Below are 22,452 nucleotides of genomic sequence, written 5' to 3' on the forward strand. Positions count from 1 at the left end.
CTCCTAGAGATTGTAGCCGAGGGTGAGCGGCCTGTTCCCTGCCGCATTGGGATTCCTGTACCCCAGGGCGTTCGGGCTCTGCCAAGGGAAGCCAGCGCCGAAGTTATTGGACATCATGCCGAGTGCGAATCCGCCGGTGTTGCTGATATTGCCGAGGGCTCCAGTCCAAGCGTTCGCGCCGCCGACATAGCCCGAGGCCGTGGCCGCCGCCTTGTCCGTCCCCAGCGACCCCGCGTTGTTGGCGTAGGTTTGGCCCATGTCATTGACGTTCTGCGTGACGGCCTGGCCTTGGCCCGCGACGCCGGCCACGCGGTTCATGTAGTCGCCATAGGTCTGGTCGGCCAAACCCTGGCGGAACCGCGTCAGGGCCTTCAGACTGGCGCCGCTGTTTTTCATGCCGAGCGCGGCCATGTTGTGCGTGACGCCTTTTTCGCCCTCGGCTACCTGAAAGGCATAACCTGGCGTTTCACGGAAGCCGGACTGGAACGTGCCGTTTCGTGCGGCATCGCTCAGCCCCAGTTCGCCCATGAAGGCGTCGTTCGCCCGCATGCCAGATTCGAGCCAAGGCTGCTGCCTCGCAACGCCCTCATCGTACTGGCGAGTTTGAAGAGCCAGCGCATTGTCTGCCGCCGCTGCCTGGGTGCTGGCGGCCTTCTCCGCGGCGCTCGCTTGCATGGCCCCGCCGGCCAGGGCAGCGCCACCACCAATGACGGCGGCTCCAATGGTTGCACCTATCGGCATAGCAGCACCTCGAAGTCATTGGGCAGGACCGCCAGCACGGCGTCCTGGATATCGATTGTGAGAGGATTGGCGGCGATCTGCTGGATCAGGGCATAGCCAGCGAAACGGGCCCAGCGGTTGTAGAACCACAAGGCCTTGTCGCTCTGGCCGTTCAGCATCATCTCGACCGTGGCGCCGACATAGCGGTCATGGGCATCGTCATCGTCATGGACGGGGCTTTCGGCGCCGGCAGCGACCTTGGCCGCCTCTAGCTTCTCGTGGAACCAGTGACCGGCCTCCATCGTCTCGTCGCAAGTGCCGGCCCAATCGCTGATGGTCAGGCAATAGAAGCCGACGCCAACCATGCCTGTCGGCGCGGGCCAGACATTCGCCCGATGAAATTGCTTGGTACCGTGAATGGCGCGCACCAGACCCAGAGCACCCTTGTTGCCGTCCGGAACCTTGGTCTGGAGCTCCACGCAATCGGTGCGAGTGAACATCCAGTGCAGGGCGCTCTTGACCGCCTCGATGGCAGCTTCGCCCCGACCATCGGGCTCGAACAGGGTATGGACCTCGTACACACCAGGGCCGACGCGTTCGAAGAGACAACCGCCATGAGTGTTGAGCAGCACGACATTGGCGGTATTGGCCACGACCGGCGCCAGATCCAGCGGTTGAGTACCGCCTGCCACCCACGGCCTGACGTCCGGATGATTGGCGATCCGGTTAAGCCGGTCGGCATCGAAATGCCGGGCGATCGGCCATGGAAAAGTTGGAGCGGTCAAGGCTGGTCCTTCCCCGAACGTTCGGACCGGCGCCGCTGGAAAGTGGAATACGGAACCACCTTGGCCTCGGCCATATAGCGATGAAGGGCCGCCCGGCCCACGGTGAGGATTTCCCGCTGGGTCGGCGTCATGTTCGCTTCATTCCATTCGGCCAGAGCCCAGGTAAGGCGTGGGTCCGTCAGCATGGCGACGGTGATGCACATCGTCACGCTCACACCATCGGCTGCACGAATTGGGAGAGCGCCTGCCTCACCAGCACCGAAGCAGACAGACCGCGCTCGACGGCGGTTTCAAACAGCTTGGCTTTCACGTGGGCAGGCACGGCGACGACGATGCGCTCGTCCATATTGGGGGCGGAAGCGAAGCGATTGGATTTCATGGCCATGGACCTCTCCATCAGTGTCGCCAAGTTACCGAATAACGTCTGATTTGCCAATGATTTCATATACTTACCGCCGCCGTTCGGCCGTGGCCGCTGCTGTTCGTTCTATGCTGCGCGCGTAACTTGCCAGCCCTCGCCATCCCCAGGTTTCAGCAGGTCACCCGGTACTCGGCAGCCATCGGCGCCGGGCGCCGGGCCCCATTTCGCCGGAAACCACTCGCGCCGGGCCCGGGCGTGACCGAGGCGCTTCTGCCATTGCATCGGCGTTTCAAGCTCGGTGATGGCGGCACTGCCCAGGGTCTCGAACATGCGACCACTGAGGAAGCCTTGGACGTGCTTGACCTTCCGGCCTTCCTCGCGCTTCAGCAGCGCGGCATATGCTGGAAGCGAGGTCATGGCCTGGGCCTGATGGTCAGCGGAAAGCTGCTGCCATGCCTTGAAGCCGTTCAGCTTGGATTGGCCTTCGGTCGAGGGATAGGCCCGCCAGAACACTTCGTATTCAGGGGTATAGCCGTTCCCCTTCCGCTTGCCCGCCTTCGTTCGCCCGAGGTCCGCAACCGCAGGTTCGGACAAAGTAGATACGTTAGTATCTTCTCTTACTGTGGGTGTGGGTGTGGGGGCATCGTCCGGGCATGCTTCCGGCATAGGTTCCGGCATACCTTCCGGCATTGCCGCGGCATCATCTTTTTTGTCGCGTTTCCAACGGCTTGCAGCTTTGTCCCTCTGCGAACGGCTTTTCTGGGCCACATAAGAGCGCTCGTCAGTGAGCCTTGATTGCGTCCATTCTTTTTTGCGGCCATCGAGTTTCCAGAATGCCATCACGATGTCCCGATTGAACGCCCAGCGCTCGGTATTCATGCAGGCTAGCCGTGCCAGCATCTCATCGTCGTCAGGCAGGGAACAGGACGGACGGCGCCATGCTTCCATCAGCAATAGGAGGTAAGCGCCATGCTGTTCAGCGGAAAGGTGGCGGGTGTCCGCCAAGTACGCGTCGGTCCAGAGCGGAAGAGCGGGAAATTGAGCCATGGCTAGAAACTCCTGGCCGCGTTGCGGACGGCGGAACAGGCGATGTCGATGTGGAGATCAATGGTGACGCAGGGGCCGTTTCGCTGCTTGCCGATGGCCAGCTCACCACGGTTCCGGCAGGCGTCCAGTTTGGACTGCCATTCGATCCGTTCGTCTGGATCTGCAGGTTCAGCGCGCTCCAGATAGTAGGCCTGCCGATGCAGGAACAGCACCGCGTCGGCGTCCTGCTCGATGTTGCCGGAGTCGCGCAGGTCCGACAGGACCGGGCGTTTATCGTCCCGGCTCTCAACCTGGCGCGAGAGCTGCGAGAGCAACAGCACCGACAGGTCAAATTCACGGGCCAGGGCCTTTAGCCCGTCAGTGACTTCGCCCACTTCATTGTTGCGGTTGCCGGCATAGCGGGCGGATGGCTTCACCTTGCCTAGATGGTCGAGAATGAGCAAACCCAACGGCACACCACGGTCATGCGCATCTTCCAGCATGGTCTCGGTCTTGGCTCGGATTTCGGCAATGGTGAGATTGCTGGCATCGTCCAACAGGATCGGCAGGCTGGCATACTTTTCCAGCGCTGCCGCGGCGGCATCCTCCTGGTCGTCGGTGAGGCGGCCGGCGATGAAATCTTGGTATGGAATGCGCTTGCCATCCGAATGGGCAAGATCCGATACCATTCGCGCCGCGAGCTTGGCGCTATCCATTTCGAGCGAGAACACACCGACGCCGACGCCACTGGCGGCAGCGAACCGAGCAATGGACGTGCCGAGCGTGGTCTTGCCCATCGACGGCCTGGCGCCGAGCAGGATCAGGTCACGGCGTTGCAGTCCGCCGGTTGCCCGGTCGAGGTCGAGCAGGCCGGTAGTGATGCCGGTGAGGCCCTGCCGCACCTTGGCCTCAAGCGAGGCGGTAAGGGCGTCCTGGGCGGCCTCGGCAAAGGTCTGGCGCGTATTGGTGCGCCCGCTGGTCCGCAGATGGCTGGCAATCTCATCGGCACGGGAGACGATGACACGCGCCAGCTCGGCCGGATTGGTCGATGGGTCTGACGCGGCCAGCGCCAGGGCCTCGGCTTCGGTCTTGAGCCCGATCCGAGCCCACTGGCTGAGGACGGCGCGGGCGCCGCCTTTGATGTTTCGCACGTCGAACGGCGTGGTCGTGACCATGCCGGCAAGGTACGGCCCAAGCGGAGTGCCGCTGCGATCCGCAAAACCCTGCACGAACTCTTGCGACGCCATCTTGATCACGGTCGGCAAGGTCGTGGTCCCGTACTGATCCTGGGCGGCGCAGCAGAGCCGATAGATTTCGGCGTGGGCAGGCTCGAGGAAGTGCTCAGGCGTGAGCCGAGCTAGCGTCGGACGATGGTCGCCACCACTCAGGATGGCGCCCAACAGGTTCTGCTCGATTTCGGCGACGAAGGCTGTGCTGGTCAATTTGCCTTCCTCCCGTTGCGTTCGATGATGGCCTCATTGACCGTGTCGAAGCGGTGCTGGAACGCGTCGAGCGCACACTCCAGGACGAGATCGGCGGTCAAGGGGTCGAAGCCCAACCGGCGACACATTTCCGGGATGTGCTGATTTATGGTTCCCCAGGCGGCCTCCCAATGGGCCGCCCACACCTCTTCAGGCGCCTCCTCGGGGAGGTTCGCCACGGCCTGGAAGTAGTCATCGGCGCAGCCAGCGGCAGTTTTCCCAACGTCCATGAGGAATTGCATTTCGGGCGTAATGGGCTCGCTCATGCCGCGGCCCTCCCGAAAAACTCATGGCGGGGGAATTCACGGCGACCTTCGTCGCTGGCCAACCATTCGGCCAGGTTGCCGCCGGATACGACGACATTAGAGTGCAGGCGATACCGAGCGTGGTGCCCGGAGAAGCTGCCGGCGTGGTCCTCGTTGATCGTCTCGATCACAAAGCCATTGCCGCGGAGGCGGTGAACATATCCAGACCACCGTGGGCCGGGATTGTCGATCGGCGTACAGCCCTTGGCGCCGGCATTGATGAGGTGGAGCAGGGCCCAGGCGCGGCGGCCCTTTTCGGTGACGATGATGTCGCCGGTGGGCTGGCTGATGACAGCGGATAGCGTGAGCTTAGCCGGCATGGCGCACCTCCTGTCCGATACCGGCAAGAACGGCGACGGCATTGCAAAGGCTTGCGGACCAGTTTGGGCGCCGACGCTTGATGATCGAGCCGCCCTTGGTCAGTTCGGGCTCGCGGCAGGAAGAGTTAGACGGAATGCGGATGTTGCGGGAAGCGCCCGCTCGGTGGTAAACAGACATTCTCAAATCTTTCCGGGGGCGGCCTGCCAGGGCTTAGCCCCCAATCTTTTGGGGGGTTGCTGGATCAGGCGGCCTTGGGCGAAAGCTCGGGAAGGCTGTTCAGCCAGGCTTCGGCGTCCTCGGCGAGGATGATGGTGCGGACGCCGGATTTGCGGGCCTTGAGACGGCCGGCGTTGATCTCCTCGTAAGCCTTCGTGCGGCCAATGCCGGCGATCTGGCAGAACTGAGGAAGTGGGTAGGCCTTGATACTCGGGGTCATGGGTCGCATCCCGCTGGCGATCTGGCCAGGCAGGCACCGCCGGTAAATGGCGGGGCGACTTCCTCATTAAGCACACGAACGCGGGCGGTCAGCCGACAACTCTGGACCTGTCCGCAACTGTCGCTAGTTGTCGCCTCGCGACTTGCTGCGTTGACGGAAATATCGCCGGAACGTGACCGGATCAATTTCGGTCTTGGTCGTGGTGCCCTGGCGTTTCATTTCTTCGAAGAGGGCGTCGTCCCGCTCTTTCACGGGAAGGGCATCCGGCAGGCCTTCCGGCCACAACGCCGACATGGCCGCCTCAATCCCGGCGGCATAGCCCCGTTTGGGGACGCTCGGCTTCTCGATCTGCTCGTCCAGGGCGTTGAAGGCGGAAACGAGGTCCGCCGGCGCGCCCTCAAAAACCGCGACCATTTCGCCCGTTGAAACCTCCAGGTGCGTCCAGAGAGGGCTCCTGGCGCCGGCAGGCGTGACATAGCTGCCGAGGGGGGCGCTTGGATCTGCTTCAAGAAAGACAAGGTTGGGTTTCGCAATGCGCAGGTCGCCACACGTCGCGGTGCGCCAGCAGCCGGTCACATTCTCAACGATCGAACTACCGGCACGAATTCCTGTGACAGCGACGACGCCATCATCGAACAGGCGGAACAGCGGGTCGATCGTCGCGGTGTCAAAATCCTCCATCAGCGGCCCGCTATGGCCGCGGCGCACAAAGAACAGAGCAGCCTCAAACAAGCTCATTCGTGGGCGCGAGAGGTCGAACGTAACGGTCGGGAGCATGATCAAGCCGCCGACCCGCCCTTGATCGAGACCACGTTCGAGCCTTGCGGTGGATAGCAGTAGTCCGACCATGCTTGCATGAGCACGCGACGCTTCATCAGCGCAGTCATGCGCCGGTAAGAAGCCTCGACACTGTCGCCGACCTGGTGGGCCAGTGCGTGTTCCACAATCTCGCGAGGAAACGGCGTTTCATCACCAGCCCAGTCACGCGCCGAAGATCTGAAGCCGTGCATGGTGATGCCGTACCCCATTCGGCGAATAAGCATCAGCATGGCCATGTTCGAAAGCGGGCGCTCTTCGCCATCGGACTTGCGAGGCTGGCCAGGGAAGACGAAACGGTGGTTTGTGCCGGCGGCCTTGAGCTCTTCCATGATTTCGACAGCCCGTTCAGAAAGCGGCACGGTATGTTCCTTGCCCATTTTCATCCGTTCTTTCGGAATCGTCCAAAACTTGCCGACCAGGTCGAACTCTGGCCATTCGGCGCCCAGCACCTCGTTGGACCGCAGCATGTTCAAGATGGTGAATTCCGCAGCCCGCGCCGGCAGACCATTCTGGGCGCGCAGCCTCTTCATGAAGGTGGGGACCTCTTGATAGGGCATCGCTGGCTGGTGCCCGCGGATCAACGTAGCGGGCTTGGGCAGCAGGTGGGCCAGATGACCTCTCCAGCGCGCAGGGTTTTCGCCAGTGCGCCACCCCTTAGTCCGGCAGTAGTCGAGAATGCGCTCGATGCGGTTGCGCACCCGGGTTGCGGTTTCCGGCATCAGCAACCAGAATTCACCGCTCTTCTCGACCCCCCGGTACTTCGTCTTCACCGGCTGCCGCAGGACTTTCAGCACATGGTCGGCGCCGATGGCGGAAACCCGCAAGCCCCGGATCGAGGCGCAGCGCACCTTGACGGTGTGCTTCCACTGCTCGCCATGCTTGTCGTTCGTCCACTCGGACTTGATTGACTCCATGAACTGGTCGGCGGCCTCGCCGAAGGTGGGCTCGGGCGTCTGGTCACGCTCGGCGATCGGGTCGCGGCCTTCGGCGATGTCTACGCGGTGGTTGATGGCGAGCGCCCTGGCCTTGGCCAATGTGACGGTGGGATAGGCGCCAAGACCCATCTCGCGGCGCTTGCCGCCTGCTGGCGTCCACATGAACACCCACGATTTTCCGCCGCTGGTAGAGACGTTGAGATAGAGGCCGCCGCCATCGCTATGACGGCCAGGCTTCTTTGCCGCGCGGACGCCAACTTCGGACAGCTTGTTCAGCGAGCGCGCCATGCCTTCCCCACTTTCATCCCCACTTTACAACGCGGATGATAGCGAACATCGGCGAACGCTACAAGAACACCTGTTCACGGTGTCCAGGCTAAACCCCTAGGAAACATGGACGTCTGCAAACACCCACGAACATCCGTTCGGTGGAGCTCAGCTCCACCATTCCGGCCTGCACGGTTTCCTGTGGCCTGCAGGCGGCGTCGCGCCGTTACCGGTTGCTCAGTTTTCCTTCGATTTGGCGCAGCACCGCATAGGCCGCCGACAGCACATTGGTGCCTGGGCCAAAGATTGCCGCCACGCCGGCGTCGAACAGAAAATCGTAGTCCCGCTCCGGTATGACCCCGCCGACGATGACCGTGATCTCGCCCAGCCCCCGGTCGCCGAGCGCCCCGATCAATTCGGGCACCAGCGTCTTGTGTCCCGCCGCCAGCGACGACACCCCAACCGCATCGACTCCCAATTGCTCGACCCGCGCCGCCACTTCCGGCGCCGTCTCGAACAATTGCCCCAGCTGCACGGCGAATCCCAGGTCGGCAAACGCCGATGCGATCACCTTGGCGCCCCGGTCATGGCCATCCTGCCCCATCTTGGCGATCAGGATCGATGGCGCCCGCCCCCGCGCCGCCTTGAAGCCGGCGATATGGGCCGCAATGGCATCATATTCGGCGTCCCCGGCATAACCCTCGGCGTAGACCCCGGTTACCATCTGCATTTCCGCGACATGGCGCCCGAACACGTCTTCCAGCGCCGCGCTGATCTCGCCCAGGCTGGCCCGCGCCCGCGCCGCCTCGATCGCCGCCTCCAGCAGATTACCCTCGTCCTTGGCCGCAAATTCCCGCAATGCCGACAGTAGCGACTGGCATTTGGCCTCCTCGCGCCCCCGCCGTACCGCCGCCAGCCGCGCGATCTGCTCCTCGCGCACCCTGGCATTGTCGATGTCGCGCACCGCGATCGTCTCCTCGACATCGAGCCGATAGCGGTTGACGCCCACGATCACGTCCTCGCGGCGATCCACCCGCGCCTGCCGCTGTGCCGCCGCCGTTTCGATCCGCAGCTTCGGCCCTCCGGCCTGCACCGCCCGCGTCATCCCACCCTGCGCTTCGGTCTCCCCGATCAGCCGCTTGGCACCCGCCACCAGCTCCGCCGTCAGCGCCTCGATGTAGTAGGACCCGCCCAGCGGATCGACCACGTCCGTCACCCGCGATTCATGCTGCAAAATCAATTGCGTATTGCGCGCGATCCGGCTGGAAAACTCGGTCGGCAACGCGATCGCCTCGTCGAACGAATTGGTATGCAGGCTCTGCGTGCCCCCCAGCACCGCCGCCAGCGCCTCGATCGTTGTGCGCACGATGTTGTTGTGCGGGTCCTGCTCGGTGAGCGACACGCCCGACGTCTGGCAATGGGTACGCAACATCTTTGATCGGGGGTCCCTGGCCCCCAGCCCCGTCATGATCTCGCTCCACAGCTGCCGCGCCGCCCGCAACTTGGCCACCTCGAGAAAGAAATTCATGCCGATGCCGAAAAAAAAGCTCAGCCGCCCGGCAAACTGGTCGATATTTAATCCCCGCGCCTGCGCCGCCCGCACATACTCCATCCCGTCGGCCAGCGTATAGGCCAGCTCCTGCACCGCGGTCGCCCCGGCCTCGTGCATGTGGTAGCCCGAAATGGAGATCGAATTGAATTTGGGCATCTGCCGCGCCGTATGGGCGATGACGTCGCCGACGATGCGCATCGAGGGCTCGGGCGGATAGATATAGGTGTTGCGGACCATGAACTCCTTGAGGATGTCGTTCTGGATCGTGCCTTCGAGCTGGGCCTGGCCCACCCCCTGCTCCTCGGCCGCGACGATGAACATTGCCAGAACCGGTATAACCGCCCCGTTCATGGTCATGGAAACGCTCATCTGATCGAGCGGAATGCCATCGAACAGCGTTTTCATGTCCTCGACAGTATCGATGGCGACCCCGGCCTTGCCGACATCCCCGATTACCCGCGGATGGTCGCTGTCATAGCCGCGATGCGTCGCCAGGTCGAACGCCACCGACAGCCCCTTCTGCCCGCGTTCCAGCGCCTGCCGATAAAACGCATTGCTCTCCCGTGCCGTTGAAAATCCCGCATATTGCCGAATGGTCCAAGGCCGGTTCGCATACATCGTCGCGCGGACCCCCCGCGTGAACGGCTCGACCCCCGGCACTTCGGCATCCTCGCCGAAATAGACGGGCTTGACCGGAATGTCGCCATAGTCGCGGTCAAGCGAGGCGACCGGCGCGTCGCGCAATTCCGTTTGCGCCAGGGCAGCCCAATGGGCAAAGTTGGGCTTGTCGCGCATCACACCGCCTCGAACTCCACCATCACCTGATCCACCGCCAGCGCCGCCCCTGCCGCCACGTGCACCTTGCTGACCCGCGCCCGCTTCTCGGCTTTCAGCACGTTCTCCATTTTCATCGCCTCGACCACCGCCAGAACCTGTCCGTCCTCAACGATATCGCCCTCCACCACATCGATCCGCACCACCTGCCCTGGCATCGGGCACAACAGGAACCGGCTCATGTCGGGCGCCACCTTGACCGGCATCAGCGGCAACAGCGCCGCAATATGCGGGCGTACCACCATGACCTTCAAATCGGCACCGCGATAGCGGATGCGGCAGCCGGACGTGGTAGGATTGACCTTGAGGATGCTGAGCTGCTGCGTATGCCATTCGATCCGCGCAAGCCTGTCGCCCGGCGCCCAGATAAACCGGTCAACCAAAGGCGCACTGTCGAGGTAGCCCAGCTCCCAATAGCCATCCGGATCGACACGGCGAGCCGAAGTCTGGATTTGGCGACCTCCAACAACGACGACCCATTCGCCAAAACTCTCGTTGTGGCTGCCGCCAAGCGGTGTCCGGACAATCTGACCATGGCGTTCCGCTTCGACCAGCGCCATCATGACGGCGCAGCCGACCACCTCGAACAAATGCCCATCTGCCAGCGTCGGCCCTTGAAACCCCTCAGGAAATTCGTCGGCGATATAGCCGGTGGTGAGGCGCCCCTCGCGGAAGCGGTCTTGGTCCATTATTGCCGACAGAAATGGCAGATTGTTGCGAACGCCCTCGACCTCGAATGCGTGGAGCGCCGCCGCCATTGTATCGATGGCCTCCAGCCGTGTCGGGGCCCAAGTGCAAAGCTTGGCAATCATGGGATCGTAAAACGTGGAGATTTCGCCCCCTTCGAATACGCCGGTGTCGTTGCGCACTCGCGGCTTTTGTTGTTCAGCTTCCCAGTCTTCCATCAGCATCATGTTCAGACCATCGGTTCCGAACACTGGGCTGACTTCCGGCGGCGGCCGATACCGTGTCAGCCGGCCGGTGGAGGGCAAAAAGTTGCGATACGGGTCCTCGGCATAGAGCCGGCTCTCCATCGCCCAGCCATTGAGCTGAACCTGATCCTGGCTCAGTGGCAGTGCCTCTCCACTCGCGACGCGCAGCATCAATTCCACCAGATCGAGCCCGGTAATCAATTCGGTCACCGGATGTTCCACCTGCAACCGCGTATTCATCTCGAGAAAATAGAACTTGCGCTCCCCATCGACGATGAATTCCACTGTGCCCGCGCTGGTATAGCCCACCGCCTTGGCCAGCGCGACCGCCTGCTCGCCCATCGCCCTGCGCGTCGCTTCGTCAAGGAAAGGCGACGGCGCCTCCTCGATCACCTTCTGGTTGCGGCGCTGGATAGAGCATTCGCGCTCGTTGAGATAGAGCACGTTGCCATGCTGGTCCCCGATGAGCTGGATCTCGATATGCCGCGGCTGGGTAACGAATTTCTCGATGAAGATACGATCATCGCCAAACGAACTCGCCGCCTCCGACTTGCTCCGCTCGAATCCTTCGCGCGCCTCGGCATCATCGAAAGCGATGCGCATGCCCTTGCCGCCACCACCGGCAGAAGCCTTGATCATCACCGGATAGCCAACCTGCCGCGCGATCGTCACCGCCTCGTCCGCATCGGCGATCAGCCCCATGTGCCCCGGCACGGTCGACACCCCCGCCGCTGCCGCCAGCTTCTTGGCGGTGATCTTGTCCCCCATCGCCTCGATCGCCTTGACCGGCGGTCCCACGAACGTGATCCCCGCCACCTCCAACGCCTCGGCAAATTTCGGGTTTTCGCTCAAAAACCCATAGCCCGGATGCACCGCCTCGGCGCCGGTCTCCCGGCAGGCCGCAATGATCTTGTCGATCGAGAGGTAGGAGTCCTGGGCCGCCGACGCCCCGATATGCACCGCCTCATCGGCCATGCGCACATGCAACGCCTCGCGATCGGCATCGGAATAGACCGCCACCGTGGCGATCCCCATCCGCTTGGCCGTCTTGATCACTCTGCAAGCAATCTCGCCCCGGTTGGCGATGAGCAGTTTTGAGAACATTTACTCGGCCGCAATACGGGGACGACGCGCTGCGGGCGATTTCCATCCTCGCAACATGCCGGCGATGCTGAGGTCCTCATCAAGGTCGGGCCAGTGAATGCCACTAAACATGAGTTCCATCGCGTTGCGCTGCTGATGGCTCGCCGCCCATAAGACGGGATACCACCACAGCGGAGTCGCAATCTCGCGGCCATCCGCAAGTTTCACATGCAGACTGACATCGTCGCACCAGGCCGATACCGGAGCCTGCCCATCGATTTCACCGTCCAAAATTGTCATGCCAAACCTCCAAAAGATGGGCGCGGTTTTCCTCGACAACGGCCACAAGGCTTCTTAGCTCAATCGGCGCATGACCGCGATTAAAGGCTATTTCGACGTTCATCAGCCAGATTTGCATTCCATGCCATCTTTCCAGATGTGAACATGCGGCGGTTCCGCGCCATCAGCTTGATACCAGAAAAAACGATAGCCTTTCCAACGAAACACCGTCGGCATTATTCCCCCTCACAACGGAATATTCCCATGCTTCTTCTTCGGCATGCTCTGCTGCTTGTTCCGCAACGTCGAAAACGCCCTGATCACCCGCCGCCTTGTTCCATGCGGCATGATCACGTCGTCGATGAATCCCCGCTCGGCCGCCACGAACGGGTTGGCGAACCGTGCCTCGTACTCCGCCGTGCGCTGGGCGATCCGCTCCTTGTCACCGAGTTCGGAGCGATAGAGGATTTCCGTCGCCCCCTTGGCCCCCATCACCGCAATCTCCGCGGATGGCCAGGCGTAGTTCACATCCGCTTTGATATGCTTGCTCGCCATCACGTCATAAGCCCCGCCATAGGCTTTGCGCGTAATCACCGTCACCAGCGGCACGCTCGCCTCGGCATAGGCGAACAACAGCTTGGCCCCGTGCTTGATGATCCCGCCATATTCCTGCGCCACGCCCGGCAAAAACCCCGGCACGTCGACAAGCGTTAGAATCGGTATTTCGAAGCTGTCGCAAAACCGGATGAACCGGGCTGCCTTCCTTGCCGCATTGATATCGAGGCAGCCTGCCAGCACCAGCGGCTGGTTGGCCACCACGCCCACGCTTTCCCCATCCATTCGGATGAACCCAACCAGGATATTGCCGGCATGCTCCTTTTGCAGTTCGAGGAACTCCCCCTCGTCGGCGATCTTGAGGATCACCTCGGCCATGTCATAGGGCTTGTTGGCGCTGTCGGGGATGATGCTGTCAAGCGACGCATCGTTGCGATCGACCAGGTCATGGCCGGCCATACGCGGCGCCTTTTGCCCCGCCGCCTGCGGCAGGAAGCCGAACAGCCGCCGCACTTCGAGCAGCGTCTCGATGTCGTTGTCGAACGCCGCATCCGCCACCGCCGACACCTTGGTATGCGTCCCCGCCCCGCCAAGTTCCTCCGCCGTCACCACCTCATTGGTCACCGTCTTGACCACGTCCGGACCGGTCACGAACATGTAGCTGGTGTCCCGGACCATGTAGATGAAGTCGGTCATCGCCGGGGAATAGACTGCGCCACCGGCACACGGCCCCATGATGACCGAGATCTGTGGCACGGCGCCCGAGGCCTGCACATTGCGCCAGAACACGTCGGCATAGCCGCCAAGCGAGGCCACGCCCTCCTGAATACGCGCGCCACCACTATCGTTGAGCCCGATCACCGGCGCGCCATTTTGCATGGCCAGGTCCATGATCTTGCAAATCTTCTTGGCATGAGTCTCGCTGAGCGAGCCCCCGAACACGGTAAAATCCTGGGAGAACACATAAACCATGCGCCCATCGATCGTGCCCCAGCCCGTAACTACCCCGTCGCCGGGGATGATCGTGTCGGCCATGCCGAAATCGGTTGCCCGATGGGTCACGAACATGTCGTATTCCTCAAAGCTCCCCGGATCGAGCAGCACGTCGAGCCGCTCGCGCGCCGTCAACTTGCCCTTGGCATGTTGACCATCGATCCGTTTTTGCCCGCCACCCAAGCGCGCCTGCGCCCGTTTTTCCTCCAGTTGCGCGATGATCTTGTGCATGAACGCCCCGATTTGCTTTTCGCAAGTCTAGAGCATTGCACACCAAAGTGCGACAGCATGACCAGCACGCGCTGTGCGGTAACAGGGCTCGCCACACGCTCCGTAACCGCTTGGAAACGCTGTTTCGCCTTGCCCGTTATCGCCGGCGGCAGTCACGGTTGAATTAGGATTCAAATAATGGGTTGATCCTATTGTTTTCCCAACAGGTACAAGGGCCACACATGCGCGTGCTTATCGTTGACGATAGCCGGTCTAGCCTGGCGATGATCAGCACGATCGTCGGCCAAGGCGTCGACGCCCGGATCGACACCTGCCAGCATCCGCTCGAAGCCCTGCAGCGCACGCAAACCGTGCAATACGATCTGCTGCTGGTCGATCACATCATGCCCGGAATGGACGGTGTCGAGTTCACCGCCGCCCTGCGCGCCAGCGACCATTATCGCCTGGTGCCCATCGTCATGGTTACCTCCGATATCGACAAGACCATCAGGCTGGAGGCCTTCCGCGCCGGCGCCACCGATTTCATCAACAAGCCGTTCGATCCCACCGAACTGCAGGCGCGCGTGGTCAACCTGCTGGCTTTGCGCCAGGCCCAGGTGGAACTGGCCGACCGCGCCAATTGGCTGTCGCGCGAGGTCGAGCGCGCCACCCGGCATCTGCTCGAACGTGAAGAAGATGTCATCTGGCGGCTGGCCCGCGCCATTGAATATCGCGATGGCGACACCGGCGAGCACGTCTCGCGCGTCGCCCTGATCAGCCAGCTCATCGCAACCGGCATTGGCCTCAGCCCGCAGCGCTGCCGCACCATTTACCTGGCTGCCCCGTTGCACGATATCGGCAAGATCGCCATACCCGATGCCATCCTGTCCAAGCCTGGCCGGCTGACGCCCGAGGAAATGGCGATCATGCGCGAGCATGTGACGATCGGTGCCCGCATCCTGGAAAACGGCTCGTCCGACCTGATCCACACCGCCGAACTGATCGCCCAAAGCCACCACGAACGCTGGGATGGCACCGGCTATCCCGACAGGCTCTCGGGTGACGATATCCCGATCGAGGCGCGCGTCGTCGCCATCGCCGACGTCTTTGACGCCCTCTGCTCCGAGCGACCCTACAAACCGGCCTGGCCCATCGACAAGGCCTATGCCGAAATCATCGGCTGCAGCGGCACCCATTTCGATCCCGATTGCGTCGCCGCCTTCCGCAACCAGTGGGCCGAAATCCAGCTTGTCATGCACGGCCAACCCTGTCCCCAGGCCGTCAGCGCCTAGGCCTGCCGGCCCGGCAATACAATGGCCGCAAACTCGTTCGCATTCCTCGCGCTATCGTGGCATTTTCATGGCACCATCCTTGACTGCTGCAATACTCGACTTCGCCACGTCAATGCAAAAACAAATCTCACCAGTTTACTTACAGTATATCTCGTCGTATTTACGCGAGGTGACTCCCAATCTTGAATCGATGACTCCCCTGCCGGTCGAGCGGATTCTCCAGGCGCGGCATGAAACAAAGCAAGACTCAAAACAATACAAACAATATTTCCTGAAGAATTACTATTCTGGCTGTACCAAACGATCGTACATTGGTAACGCGCAATTAATCAACTTACTATAACTTAAGTCATGTGACCGATGGGAATGGGCCACAACAGCTAAAACTTAGTGCAGCGAATGGAAAGAATTTTAAGAGTCTAGAAACAATTGGAAAAAACGCGTCCGCTTCCCAACATCTATTGCGGTAGAAAGTACAATGCCAGTTTCATCAGTCTTGCCATCCGGTTATTGCCATGACCGGTAATAGCACCCACATACTTACGCTCAGCGGCGATACCGGCCTGCGCAATGTGCAGGATATCGCCGGCCTGCTGCGCCAGGCCTTGGTTGAGCACTCGACGATTACTGTCGTGACCGACACGCTGACCAGTATCGATACCAGCATCATTCAGCTTCTTGTCTCCGCCCGCAAGAGCGCACTGGCATCGGGCAAGACCCTGCTGCTGCGTGCGCCGCCGGACGGCGCACTGCGCCGGCTTCTGCTCCAGGCCGGCTTTGTCGGTGCCGACGGCACGGCGCGCACCCCCGAAGGCGAGTTTTGGACGGGCACCCCAGCGACGGAACAGCCAGCATGACCAAGACCATCCTCACCATCGATGACAGCGCCTCCATCCGGCAGATGGTGGTGATGACCCTCAGCTCGGCTGGCCACGACGTCATCGAGGCTATCAACGGCGCCGACGGCTATGCCAAGGCCATCGGCAGCACGGTTCACGCCGTGATCACCGATTTGAACATGCCGGTGATGAACGGCATCGAATTCATCCGCAAATACCGCCAGCACCCCTCCAGCAAGGGCGTGCCGATCATCCTTTTGACCACCGAGTCCGATGAGGAGCTCAAGCGCCAGGCCAAGGAAGCCGGCGCCACGGGATGGATCGTCAAGCCCTTCAAGCAGGACCAGCTATTGGCCGTCATCAAGAAGGTTACCGGCGCATGAGCTTCCCCGATCCCACCGAAACCTTCCGCCAGGAAGCCCGCGAACTGCTCGAACAGCTTGAGCAGGGCCTGCTCGATCTCGAACAGAACCCCGCCAACAGCGATCTGATCAATTCTACCTTTCGCGCCCTGCACACCATCAAGGGCTCGGGCGCCATGTTCGGCTTCACCGCCGTCGCCACCTTCGTGCATGAGTTCGAGACGGCGTTCGACCAGGTGCGCAAGGGCCAGACCGTGGCGACGCCTGCCTTGATCGAAGTGGCGCTCGATGCCAAGGATCACATCCACAAGCTGATCGAGCAGCCCGACAGCAAGCTGGCCGGCGGCGAGGCGATCCTGGATGCCCTGCGCGCCGTCATCGATGGTACAGACGCTCCGGCACCCGAAGGCGCCGTCATCGCGCTCGACCTGGACCTGCCCGCGCCCCCGGCGCCAGCCAGTACCAACCTCCCCGCCACTTGGCGCATCCGGTTCCGCCTGCCCGGCGATGCTCTGGTCTATGGCACCAACCCGCTGCTGCTGCTCGAGGAAATTGCCGCTATCGGTCCTTGCACCATCCTCGCGCTGACCGACACAGTGCCCACGCTCGACGTCATCGATCCCGAAACATGCTATCTGGGCTGGCAGGTCGATCTGACCACCCCCGAGGACCCCAGGGCCGCCATCGACGATGTGTTCATGTTCCTGCGCGATGGCATGGAACTCAGCATCGAAAAGCTGGAAGGCAGCGAGCCTGAAGCCGCCACGCCCGCCCCGGTTGCTGCCAAACCTGCTGCGTCCAAGCCTGCCAAGGGCAACACGGCGCCGGCGCCGGCCGTGGCTGAGGCTCCAGCTGCTACTGCTGTTGCTGAAAAGGAAAAAACCGCGTCCTCCTCCATGCGCGTCGATGCCGAACGGCTCGACGAACTGATGGACCGCGTCGGCGAACTCGTGATCGCCCAGGCCCGCCTGACCCAGATCGCCGCCATGAGCCAGGACGGCAATCTCAAGACCATCGCCGAAGAGCTCGAACGGCTGTCCTCGGGCCTGCGCGATACCACCATGGGCATCCGCATGGTGCCCATCGGCACCCTATTCTCCCGCTTCCGCCGGCTCGTGCACGATCTGAGCCGCGACCTCGACAAGGATATCGAGTTCATCACCACCGGCGAGGATACCGAACTCGACAAGACCATGATCGAGCGCCTGGCCGATCCCCTGGTTCACCTGATCCGCAACGCCGTCGACCACGGCCTCGAAAATCCCGAAAAACGTCTCGCCGCCGGCAAGCCCGCCAAGGGCACCGTCCGGCTGTCGGCTGTTTATGCCGGCGCCGAGGTGGCCATTTCGGTGTCCGACGACGGCGCCGGCCTCAATGCCGAGCGCATTCGTGCCAAGGCCGAGGAAAACGGCCTGATCACGCCCGAAACCAAGCTGACCGAGCAGGAACTCAACCAGCTGATCTTCGCGCCGGGATTTTCCACCGCCAGAGAGGTCACCTCGCTCTCCGGCCGCGGCGTCGGCATGGACGTGGTCAAGCGCACCATCGATGGGCTGCGCGGCAGCATCGATGTCACCACCAAGCCCGGCGCCGGCTCCGCCATGACCCTGCGCCTGCCCCTGACCCTGGCCATCATCGATGGCATGCTGGTGCGGGTCGGCACCGGGCGCTACACCATTCCCTTGTCCGCGGTCGAGGAATGCGTCGAACTGCCCGACGGGGTCGAAGCCAACGCGCGTGGCCGCAATTTCCTCGATATCCGCGGCAGCCTCGTGCCCTTCCTGCGCCTGCGTGAAGTGTTCGACACCACGGCGCCCCCCGAGCCACACCAGAAAGTGGTGATCGTCTCCTCGGGCGATGGCCGCGTCGGCCTCGTGGTCGATCAGATCATCGGCAACAACCAGACCGTGATCAAGCAGCTCTCCAAGCTCCATTCGCCCATCAAGTCCTTTTCGGGCGCCACCATCCTGGGCGATGGCACCGTCGCGCTCATCTTGGACACCGCCCATCTGGTCGGGTTCGGGCAGACCTATGTCGATCGCAAAGCCGAAGGGAAAGCCGCATGAAAGCGTTCAAGAGCGGGCCCATGAAAGCCCTGACGCTGCGCCTGCAGGACGAGCTTTTCGCCATCGAGGCCGAAAGCGTGCGCGAAATCCTTGATCTGGTGCCGATCACCGAAGTGCCCCATGCGCCCTTGTTTGTCGCCGGGCTGATCAATGTGCGCGGCCGCGTCGTGCCGCTGGCGGATCTGCGCGTGATGTTCGGCATGGACCGGCCCGAGCCGGACCAGGATACGCGCATCGTCGTCATGGAGGTCGAGATCGACGGCGAACCCACCATTGCCGGCGTGCTGGCCGACAAGGTCCATGACGTTACCGACATCGAGGCTGCCTCCATCGAGGAAGCACCCCGCGTCGGCATGCGCTGGCGCGCCGATTTCGTGCGCGGCATCGGCAAGCGCAATGGCGGCTTCATCATCATCCCCGATCTCGGACGAATTTTCGAAACCCAGGGCGCCAGAACGGCGTCTCAGACATCAGAAGAAAGGTCTATGCAATGAGACTTACCATTAAAGCCAAGCTGGCAACGGTCTTTACCGTCGTCGTGGCCTTGTCGGCGGGCAGCATGTATATCGCCCTGCAAAATCTCGGGCAACTCAATGGCATGATGACGACCGTCGTCGGCACGCGCGTCCCAAACGTGGTGACGGTTAACACCATGCAGACGAACCTGCAGGGGGTCGGAGCCTCCGTGCGCGAATTGTTCTTGAGCGACGAGCCCGAGCAGATGCAGACGCGCGCTCAGCAAGTCAACACCCGCTTGCAGCAGCTCGATGAGCTCTATGCCCAGCTCGATCAACGAGTCACCAACCCGGACGTAAGGGCCAAACTGCCAAGCCTCGCCGACCTGTTGACCCGATATAAGGGGCGCATCGAGGCAGCCACCAAATTAAGTCTCGAGAACGGCAACTTCCGCGCCTATTCGATCAGCTCGACCGAAGGCGCCGCTGCCATTGAGGCCTATGAGGCGGCCACGCAAGACCTCGCCAGAGCCCTGAAGGGCAGGATGCTGAGCGGTGATACCGCCGCGGCGGCAGCCTATGCCGCCCTGTTCGAAACCAGCGAGGCCGTGCTTAACACGTTCCGCCAGCACAGCAACGTTGCCCTGGCGGGAAACGACGCCGCCCGGCAAGACGAGTGGTTTGCCGACTACGAGGACGGACTGGCCGGTTTGCAGCAGACTGTAGACAATCTTGGTCTGGTCATTCCTGCCACCCAAGCCGCTGCCTTTGATTCGGTCCAGACCGCGTTCGGCAACCTGTTGGTCGTGATGAACGATGCAGTTTCGGTCGCTATGCTCCGCACCGACGCAAGTGCCCTGGCTAGTCTACTCGAGGCTGGCGCACTGCGCACGGAAATCGCCGCTTTGCTCGATGATATCAGTACCCTGCAGACCGCAACGCTGGCATCTGATGCAGCCAAATCGGCCGAGCTCTATAGCTTCGCGACAACCCTGCTGATTTCCCTGCTCGTGGGCTCTGCACTGATCGCCATCGCCGCTGCGACCTGGCTCGTGCTGTCGATCTCGCGAGCCATGTCGAGCGCCGTCAAGCTGGCAACCGACGTTGCCGGCGGCGATCTCAACGCCACCGCCGTGGTCAAGGGCGACGACGAGGTGGGCGATCTGATCAAGGCGCTCAACGCCATGACCCGCAAGTTGCGCGACGTGGTCACCGAAGTCACCACCGCCACCCGCAATGTCGCCGCCGGCTCGCAGGAAATGTCCTCCACCGCCGAACAGTTGAGCCAGGGCGCGACCGAGCAGGCGTCCTCCACCGAAGAAGCATCCTCCTCCATGGAAGAAATGGCTGCCACTATCAAGCAGTCCGCCGACAACGCCAGCCAGACCGAAAAGATCGCCCGCCAGTCCGCGGCCGATGCCATCGCCTCGGGCGACGCCGTCAACAACGCCGTCAACGCCATGCAGACCATCGCCGAAAAAATCATGGTCGTGCAAGAAATCGCCCGCCAGACCGATCTGCTGGCGCTGAACGCGGCGGTGGAAGCCGCCCGTGCCGGCGAACATGGCCGCGGCTTTGCCGTGGTCGCTTCCGAAGTCCGGAAATTGGCCGAACGCAGCCAGGCCGCCGCTGCCGAAATCTCGACCCTTTCCGGCACCACGGTCAAGGCCGCCCAGTCCGCAGGCGACATGTTGGCCAAACTGGTCCCCGACATCCAACGCACCGCTGAACTGGTCGAGGAAATCTCCGCGGCCAGCCGCGAGCAGAATGCCGGCGCCGCCCAGATCAACACGGCCATCCAGCAGCTCGACAAGGTCACTCAGCAGAACACTTCAGCCGCCGAGCAGATGTCGTCGACCTCCGAGGAACTGGCCAGCCAGGCCGAGCAGCTCCAGAGCGCCATCAGCTACTTCCGGCTGGACGAGCAATCGCCTGACCATGCCATGGCGCCTGCCCGGGGCCGCCCGTCCGAAGCCGCCCTGCGCAAGGCCATCAAGGCCAGCGCACCCCATGTCGCCCTGCGCAAGCCCGCCCACAACGGCGGCACCGGCGGTTTTGATCTCGACCTCGATGACGGCCAAGACGACCTCGACGGCGACTTCGCCCGCCGCAGCGCCGCCTGACCAGAGGACATCATGGCAGAGCACCAGCAATACGTCACACTCGGGGTCGCGGAGGAAATCTTCGCGGCGCCGGTCGAAAAGGTCCAGGAAATCCTGGACATGCGCCCGATCGCCCGCCTGCCCCAGGCGCCGTCCAATCTCCTGGGCATGATCGATGTGCGCGGCCAGGGCGTCCCTGTGCTCGACCTGCGGCTGACCCTGGGGATGGAGTCCCGGTCCGACACCGAGAACACCAGGATCGTCGTGCTTTCGGTCGATGGTGCCGATGGCGAACGCCGGCTTGGCTTGCGTACCGATCGGGTCTTCGAGGTCACCATCCTCGATGAGGCAGAGCTCGATCCGCCACCCGCGATCAGCGGCAATTGGCAGGGCCGCTGCATTGCCGGCATCGGCCGGCGCAACGGCCGCTTCGTCACGGTGCTCGATCTCGACACCCTGTTGGGCGCCACCGGCGCCCAGGCCACGCAAGCCGCCTGAAGTCCTCGGCACGCCGCCCCGTTTTTGGGCACCGGCGTGCCAACCACCCTGGGAGTTTGCCGTGTCGCCTGCCGCTCACGCCAGCACGATCCGCATCGATGACGACCAAGATCACCTGACCGCTCTCGACTACAAGCGCATCGCCACCCTGATCGGCGACGAGGTCGGCATCAAGCTGCCGCCCGCCAAGCGCCTGATGGTGGAAGGCCGGCTGCGCAAGCACATCCGCGCGCTGGGCCTGGCCAGCTTCGACGCCTATTGCACCTATCTGTTCAAACAAGACGGCCTGGTCGCCGAGCGGTCTTTCCTGATCGACGCCGTGACCACCAACAAGACCGATTTTTTTCGTGAGCCAGAGCATTTCCAATGTCTTGAGCAGCGCATGGTGCCCGCTCTGCTCGAACAGCGTCGCGGCGAACGCCAGCCGGTGCTTAAAATCTGGAGCGCTGCCAGTTCCACCGGCGCCGAAGCCTTTACGCTGGCCATGGTGCTGGCGGACCTCGCCGCCCAGCGGGGCGATTTCCGCTATGCCATTCTGGGCACCGATATTTCCACCGCCGTGCTCGCCCAAGGGCAGCGCGCCGTCTATCCCGCCGAAATGATCACGCCGGTCCCGCCGGCCAAGCAGGCGCGCTACCTGATGTTCGCCCGTAAGGCCGGCACCCGCTCCGAAGTGCGCATCGTGCCCGAGCTGCGCCGCCTGGTGCGCTTCGCTCGCCTCAACCTGATGGACAAGTCCTACCCCTTCGATACCGATGTCGACGTCATCTTCCTGCGCAACGTGCTGATCTATTTCGATAAAAGCGACCAGGAAGCCGTGATCGCCCGGTTGATCAAACATTTACGTCCAGGGGGTTATCTGGTGCTGGGCCATTCCGAATCCATGATCGGCACCGCCATCACCATGCGCCAGGTCGCCCCTGCCGTGTTTCAAAAACCGTGAG

24 protein-coding genes are annotated in these 22,452 nt (G+C 62.5%); 8 read left to right on the forward strand and 16 right to left on the reverse strand.

Annotation, left to right across the window (positions count from 1 at the left end):
* Window positions 1–3 precede the first annotated feature (3 nt).
* The 16 genes from ACFE8X_RS06375 to ACFE8X_RS06450 all read right to left on the reverse strand — a co-directional run bounded on the left by ACFE8X_RS06375 (window position 4) and on the right by ACFE8X_RS06450 (window position 13,915).
* The gene (locus ACFE8X_RS06375; protein ID WP_375450614.1) at window positions 4–675 is read right to left on the reverse strand and encodes a hypothetical protein; all 672 of its coding nucleotides are present in this window, start codon (window positions 673–675) and stop codon (window positions 4–6) included.
* 56 nt (window positions 676–731) lie between these two features.
* Window positions 732–1,505, reverse strand: a complete 774-nt coding sequence (locus tag ACFE8X_RS06380) for a hypothetical protein (protein ID WP_375450615.1) — start codon at window positions 1,503–1,505, stop codon at window positions 732–734.
* Window positions 1,502–1,714, reverse strand: a complete 213-nt coding sequence (locus tag ACFE8X_RS06385) for a hypothetical protein (protein WP_375450616.1) — start codon at window positions 1,712–1,714, stop codon at window positions 1,502–1,504. Before ACFE8X_RS06385 ends, ACFE8X_RS06380 begins: the two co-directional genes overlap by 4 nt.
* A 2-nt stretch (window positions 1,715–1,716) precedes the next feature.
* Complete coding sequence (locus ACFE8X_RS06390; RefSeq protein WP_375450617.1) at window positions 1,717–1,890, reverse strand: hypothetical protein; 174 nt, start codon at window positions 1,888–1,890, stop codon at window positions 1,717–1,719.
* A gap of 102 nt (window positions 1,891–1,992) precedes the next feature.
* Window positions 1,993–2,913, reverse strand: coding sequence for a DUF1376 domain-containing protein (locus ACFE8X_RS06395; RefSeq protein ID WP_375450618.1), 921 nt, complete (start codon window positions 2,911–2,913; stop codon window positions 1,993–1,995).
* A 2-nt stretch (window positions 2,914–2,915) separates the two neighbouring features.
* A complete protein-coding gene (locus ACFE8X_RS06400) occupies window positions 2,916–4,334 on the reverse strand; it encodes a replicative DNA helicase (RefSeq protein ID WP_375450619.1) in 1,419 nt (472 codons plus the stop codon).
* On the reverse strand, window positions 4,331–4,639 hold the full coding sequence (locus tag ACFE8X_RS06405) for a hypothetical protein (protein ID WP_375450620.1): 309 nt from the start codon (window positions 4,637–4,639) through the stop codon (window positions 4,331–4,333). The genes ACFE8X_RS06400 and ACFE8X_RS06405 overlap by 4 nt, the downstream gene beginning before the upstream one ends.
* On the reverse strand, window positions 4,636–4,998 hold the full coding sequence (locus ACFE8X_RS06410; protein ID WP_375450621.1) for a hypothetical protein: 363 nt from the start codon (window positions 4,996–4,998) through the stop codon (window positions 4,636–4,638). Before ACFE8X_RS06410 ends, ACFE8X_RS06405 begins: the two co-directional genes overlap by 4 nt.
* A 242-nt stretch (window positions 4,999–5,240) precedes the next feature.
* Window positions 5,241–5,435: a helix-turn-helix domain-containing protein gene (locus ACFE8X_RS06415; protein WP_375450622.1), complete on the reverse strand. Its 195-nt coding sequence runs from the start codon at window positions 5,433–5,435 to the stop codon at window positions 5,241–5,243.
* Between the two features lie 123 nt (window positions 5,436–5,558).
* The gene (locus tag ACFE8X_RS06420; protein ID WP_375450623.1) at window positions 5,559–6,212 is read right to left on the reverse strand and encodes a hypothetical protein; all 654 of its coding nucleotides are present in this window, start codon (window positions 6,210–6,212) and stop codon (window positions 5,559–5,561) included.
* 2 nt (window positions 6,213–6,214) lie between these two features.
* Window positions 6,215–7,477, reverse strand: a complete 1,263-nt coding sequence (locus ACFE8X_RS06425; protein ID WP_375450624.1) for a tyrosine-type recombinase/integrase — start codon at window positions 7,475–7,477, stop codon at window positions 6,215–6,217.
* Between the two features lie 205 nt (window positions 7,478–7,682).
* Window positions 7,683–9,803, reverse strand: coding sequence for a methylmalonyl-CoA mutase (gene scpA, locus ACFE8X_RS06430; protein WP_375450625.1), 2,121 nt, complete (start codon window positions 9,801–9,803; stop codon window positions 7,683–7,685).
* Entirely contained in the window at window positions 9,803–11,878 is a 2,076-nt protein-coding gene (locus tag ACFE8X_RS06435) for a biotin carboxylase N-terminal domain-containing protein (RefSeq protein ID WP_375450626.1), read from the reverse strand. The genes scpA and ACFE8X_RS06435 overlap by 1 nt, the downstream gene beginning before the upstream one ends.
* Window positions 11,879–12,157, reverse strand: a complete 279-nt coding sequence (locus tag ACFE8X_RS06440; protein WP_375450627.1) for a DUF2442 domain-containing protein — start codon at window positions 12,155–12,157, stop codon at window positions 11,879–11,881.
* 102 nt (window positions 12,158–12,259) lie between these two features.
* Window positions 12,260–12,373, reverse strand: coding sequence for a DUF4160 domain-containing protein (locus ACFE8X_RS06445; protein WP_375450628.1), 114 nt, complete (start codon window positions 12,371–12,373; stop codon window positions 12,260–12,262).
* A 9-nt stretch (window positions 12,374–12,382) separates the two neighbouring features.
* Window positions 12,383–13,915 carry an acyl-CoA carboxylase subunit beta gene (locus ACFE8X_RS06450; protein WP_375450629.1) on the reverse strand — a complete coding sequence of 511 codons (1,533 nt, stop codon included), beginning with the start codon at window positions 13,913–13,915 and terminating at the stop codon, window positions 12,383–12,385.
* A 221-nt stretch (window positions 13,916–14,136) separates the two neighbouring features.
* Here ACFE8X_RS06450 and ACFE8X_RS06455 point away from each other — a divergent pair, with 221 nt between their 5' ends.
* The 8 genes from ACFE8X_RS06455 to ACFE8X_RS06490 all read left to right on the forward strand — a co-directional run bounded on the left by ACFE8X_RS06455 (window position 14,137) and on the right by ACFE8X_RS06490 (window position 22,451).
* Window positions 14,137–15,186 carry an HD domain-containing phosphohydrolase gene (locus tag ACFE8X_RS06455; protein ID WP_375450630.1) on the forward strand — a complete coding sequence of 350 codons (1,050 nt, stop codon included), beginning with the start codon at window positions 14,137–14,139 and terminating at the stop codon, window positions 15,184–15,186.
* 515 nt (window positions 15,187–15,701) lie between these two features.
* Window positions 15,702–16,043 carry an STAS domain-containing protein gene (locus tag ACFE8X_RS06460; protein WP_375450631.1) on the forward strand — a complete coding sequence of 114 codons (342 nt, stop codon included), beginning with the start codon at window positions 15,702–15,704 and terminating at the stop codon, window positions 16,041–16,043.
* Complete coding sequence (locus tag ACFE8X_RS06465) at window positions 16,040–16,408, forward strand: response regulator (protein WP_375450632.1); 369 nt, start codon at window positions 16,040–16,042, stop codon at window positions 16,406–16,408. Before ACFE8X_RS06460 ends, ACFE8X_RS06465 begins: the two co-directional genes overlap by 4 nt.
* Window positions 16,405–18,453: a chemotaxis protein CheA gene (locus ACFE8X_RS06470; protein ID WP_375450633.1), complete on the forward strand. Its 2,049-nt coding sequence runs from the start codon at window positions 16,405–16,407 to the stop codon at window positions 18,451–18,453. The genes ACFE8X_RS06465 and ACFE8X_RS06470 overlap by 4 nt, the downstream gene beginning before the upstream one ends.
* Window positions 18,450–18,947, forward strand: a complete 498-nt coding sequence (locus ACFE8X_RS06475; RefSeq protein ID WP_375450634.1) for a chemotaxis protein CheW — start codon at window positions 18,450–18,452, stop codon at window positions 18,945–18,947. The genes ACFE8X_RS06470 and ACFE8X_RS06475 overlap by 4 nt, the downstream gene beginning before the upstream one ends.
* The gene (locus ACFE8X_RS06480; protein ID WP_375450635.1) at window positions 18,944–21,031 is read left to right on the forward strand and encodes a methyl-accepting chemotaxis protein; all 2,088 of its coding nucleotides are present in this window, start codon (window positions 18,944–18,946) and stop codon (window positions 21,029–21,031) included. Before ACFE8X_RS06475 ends, ACFE8X_RS06480 begins: the two co-directional genes overlap by 4 nt.
* 12 nt (window positions 21,032–21,043) lie before the next feature.
* On the forward strand, window positions 21,044–21,508 hold the full coding sequence (locus tag ACFE8X_RS06485) for a chemotaxis protein CheW (RefSeq protein WP_375450636.1): 465 nt from the start codon (window positions 21,044–21,046) through the stop codon (window positions 21,506–21,508).
* A 61-nt stretch (window positions 21,509–21,569) separates the two neighbouring features.
* Window positions 21,570–22,451 (forward strand): CheR family methyltransferase, encoded by an 882-nt coding sequence (locus ACFE8X_RS06490; protein WP_375450637.1) that lies wholly within the window; start codon window positions 21,570–21,572, stop codon window positions 22,449–22,451.
* The last annotated feature ends 1 nt before the right edge of the window (window position 22,452 follow it).

Source organism: uncultured Devosia sp. (genome assembly GCF_964244875.1).
GTDB lineage: Bacteria > Pseudomonadota > Alphaproteobacteria > Rhizobiales > Devosiaceae > Devosia.

Bases quoted from the DNA above. Each gene is read 5' to 3' on its own strand.
- ACFE8X_RS06445 (WP_375450628.1), bottom strand. From the start codon at position 12,373: ATGCCGACGGTGTTTCGTTGGAAAGGCTATCGTTTTTTCTGGTATCAA.
- ACFE8X_RS06475 (WP_375450634.1), top strand. From the start codon at position 18,450: ATGAAAGCGTTCAAGAGCGGGCCCATGAAAGCCCTGACGCTGCGCCTG.
- scpA (WP_375450625.1), bottom strand. From the start codon at position 9,803: ATGCGCGACAAGCCCAACTTTGCCCATTGGGCTGCCCTGGCGCAAACG.
- ACFE8X_RS06415 (WP_375450622.1), bottom strand. From the start codon at position 5,435: ATGACCCCGAGTATCAAGGCCTACCCACTTCCTCAGTTCTGCCAGATC.
- ACFE8X_RS06375 (WP_375450614.1), bottom strand. From the start codon at position 675: ATGCAAGCGAGCGCCGCGGAGAAGGCCGCCAGCACCCAGGCAGCGGCG.
- ACFE8X_RS06460 (WP_375450631.1), top strand. From the start codon at position 15,702: ATGACCGGTAATAGCACCCACATACTTACGCTCAGCGGCGATACCGGC.
- ACFE8X_RS06405 (WP_375450620.1), bottom strand. From the start codon at position 4,639: ATGAGCGAGCCCATTACGCCCGAAATGCAATTCCTCATGGACGTTGGG.
- ACFE8X_RS06420 (WP_375450623.1), bottom strand. From the start codon at position 6,212: ATGCTCCCGACCGTTACGTTCGACCTCTCGCGCCCACGAATGAGCTTG.
- ACFE8X_RS06450 (WP_375450629.1), bottom strand. From the start codon at position 13,915: ATGCACAAGATCATCGCGCAACTGGAGGAAAAACGGGCGCAGGCGCGC.
- ACFE8X_RS06485 (WP_375450636.1), top strand. From the start codon at position 21,044: ATGGCAGAGCACCAGCAATACGTCACACTCGGGGTCGCGGAGGAAATC.
- ACFE8X_RS06435 (WP_375450626.1), bottom strand. From the start codon at position 11,878: ATGTTCTCAAAACTGCTCATCGCCAACCGGGGCGAGATTGCTTGCAGA.
- ACFE8X_RS06440 (WP_375450627.1), bottom strand. From the start codon at position 12,157: ATGACAATTTTGGACGGTGAAATCGATGGGCAGGCTCCGGTATCGGCC.
- ACFE8X_RS06425 (WP_375450624.1), bottom strand. From the start codon at position 7,477: ATGGCGCGCTCGCTGAACAAGCTGTCCGAAGTTGGCGTCCGCGCGGCA.
- ACFE8X_RS06470 (WP_375450633.1), top strand. From the start codon at position 16,405: ATGAGCTTCCCCGATCCCACCGAAACCTTCCGCCAGGAAGCCCGCGAA.
- ACFE8X_RS06390 (WP_375450617.1), bottom strand. From the start codon at position 1,890: ATGGCCATGAAATCCAATCGCTTCGCTTCCGCCCCCAATATGGACGAG.
- ACFE8X_RS06410 (WP_375450621.1), bottom strand. From the start codon at position 4,998: ATGCCGGCTAAGCTCACGCTATCCGCTGTCATCAGCCAGCCCACCGGC.
- ACFE8X_RS06395 (WP_375450618.1), bottom strand. From the start codon at position 2,913: ATGGCTCAATTTCCCGCTCTTCCGCTCTGGACCGACGCGTACTTGGCG.
- ACFE8X_RS06455 (WP_375450630.1), top strand. From the start codon at position 14,137: ATGCGCGTGCTTATCGTTGACGATAGCCGGTCTAGCCTGGCGATGATC.
- ACFE8X_RS06465 (WP_375450632.1), top strand. From the start codon at position 16,040: ATGACCAAGACCATCCTCACCATCGATGACAGCGCCTCCATCCGGCAG.
- ACFE8X_RS06480 (WP_375450635.1), top strand. From the start codon at position 18,944: ATGAGACTTACCATTAAAGCCAAGCTGGCAACGGTCTTTACCGTCGTC.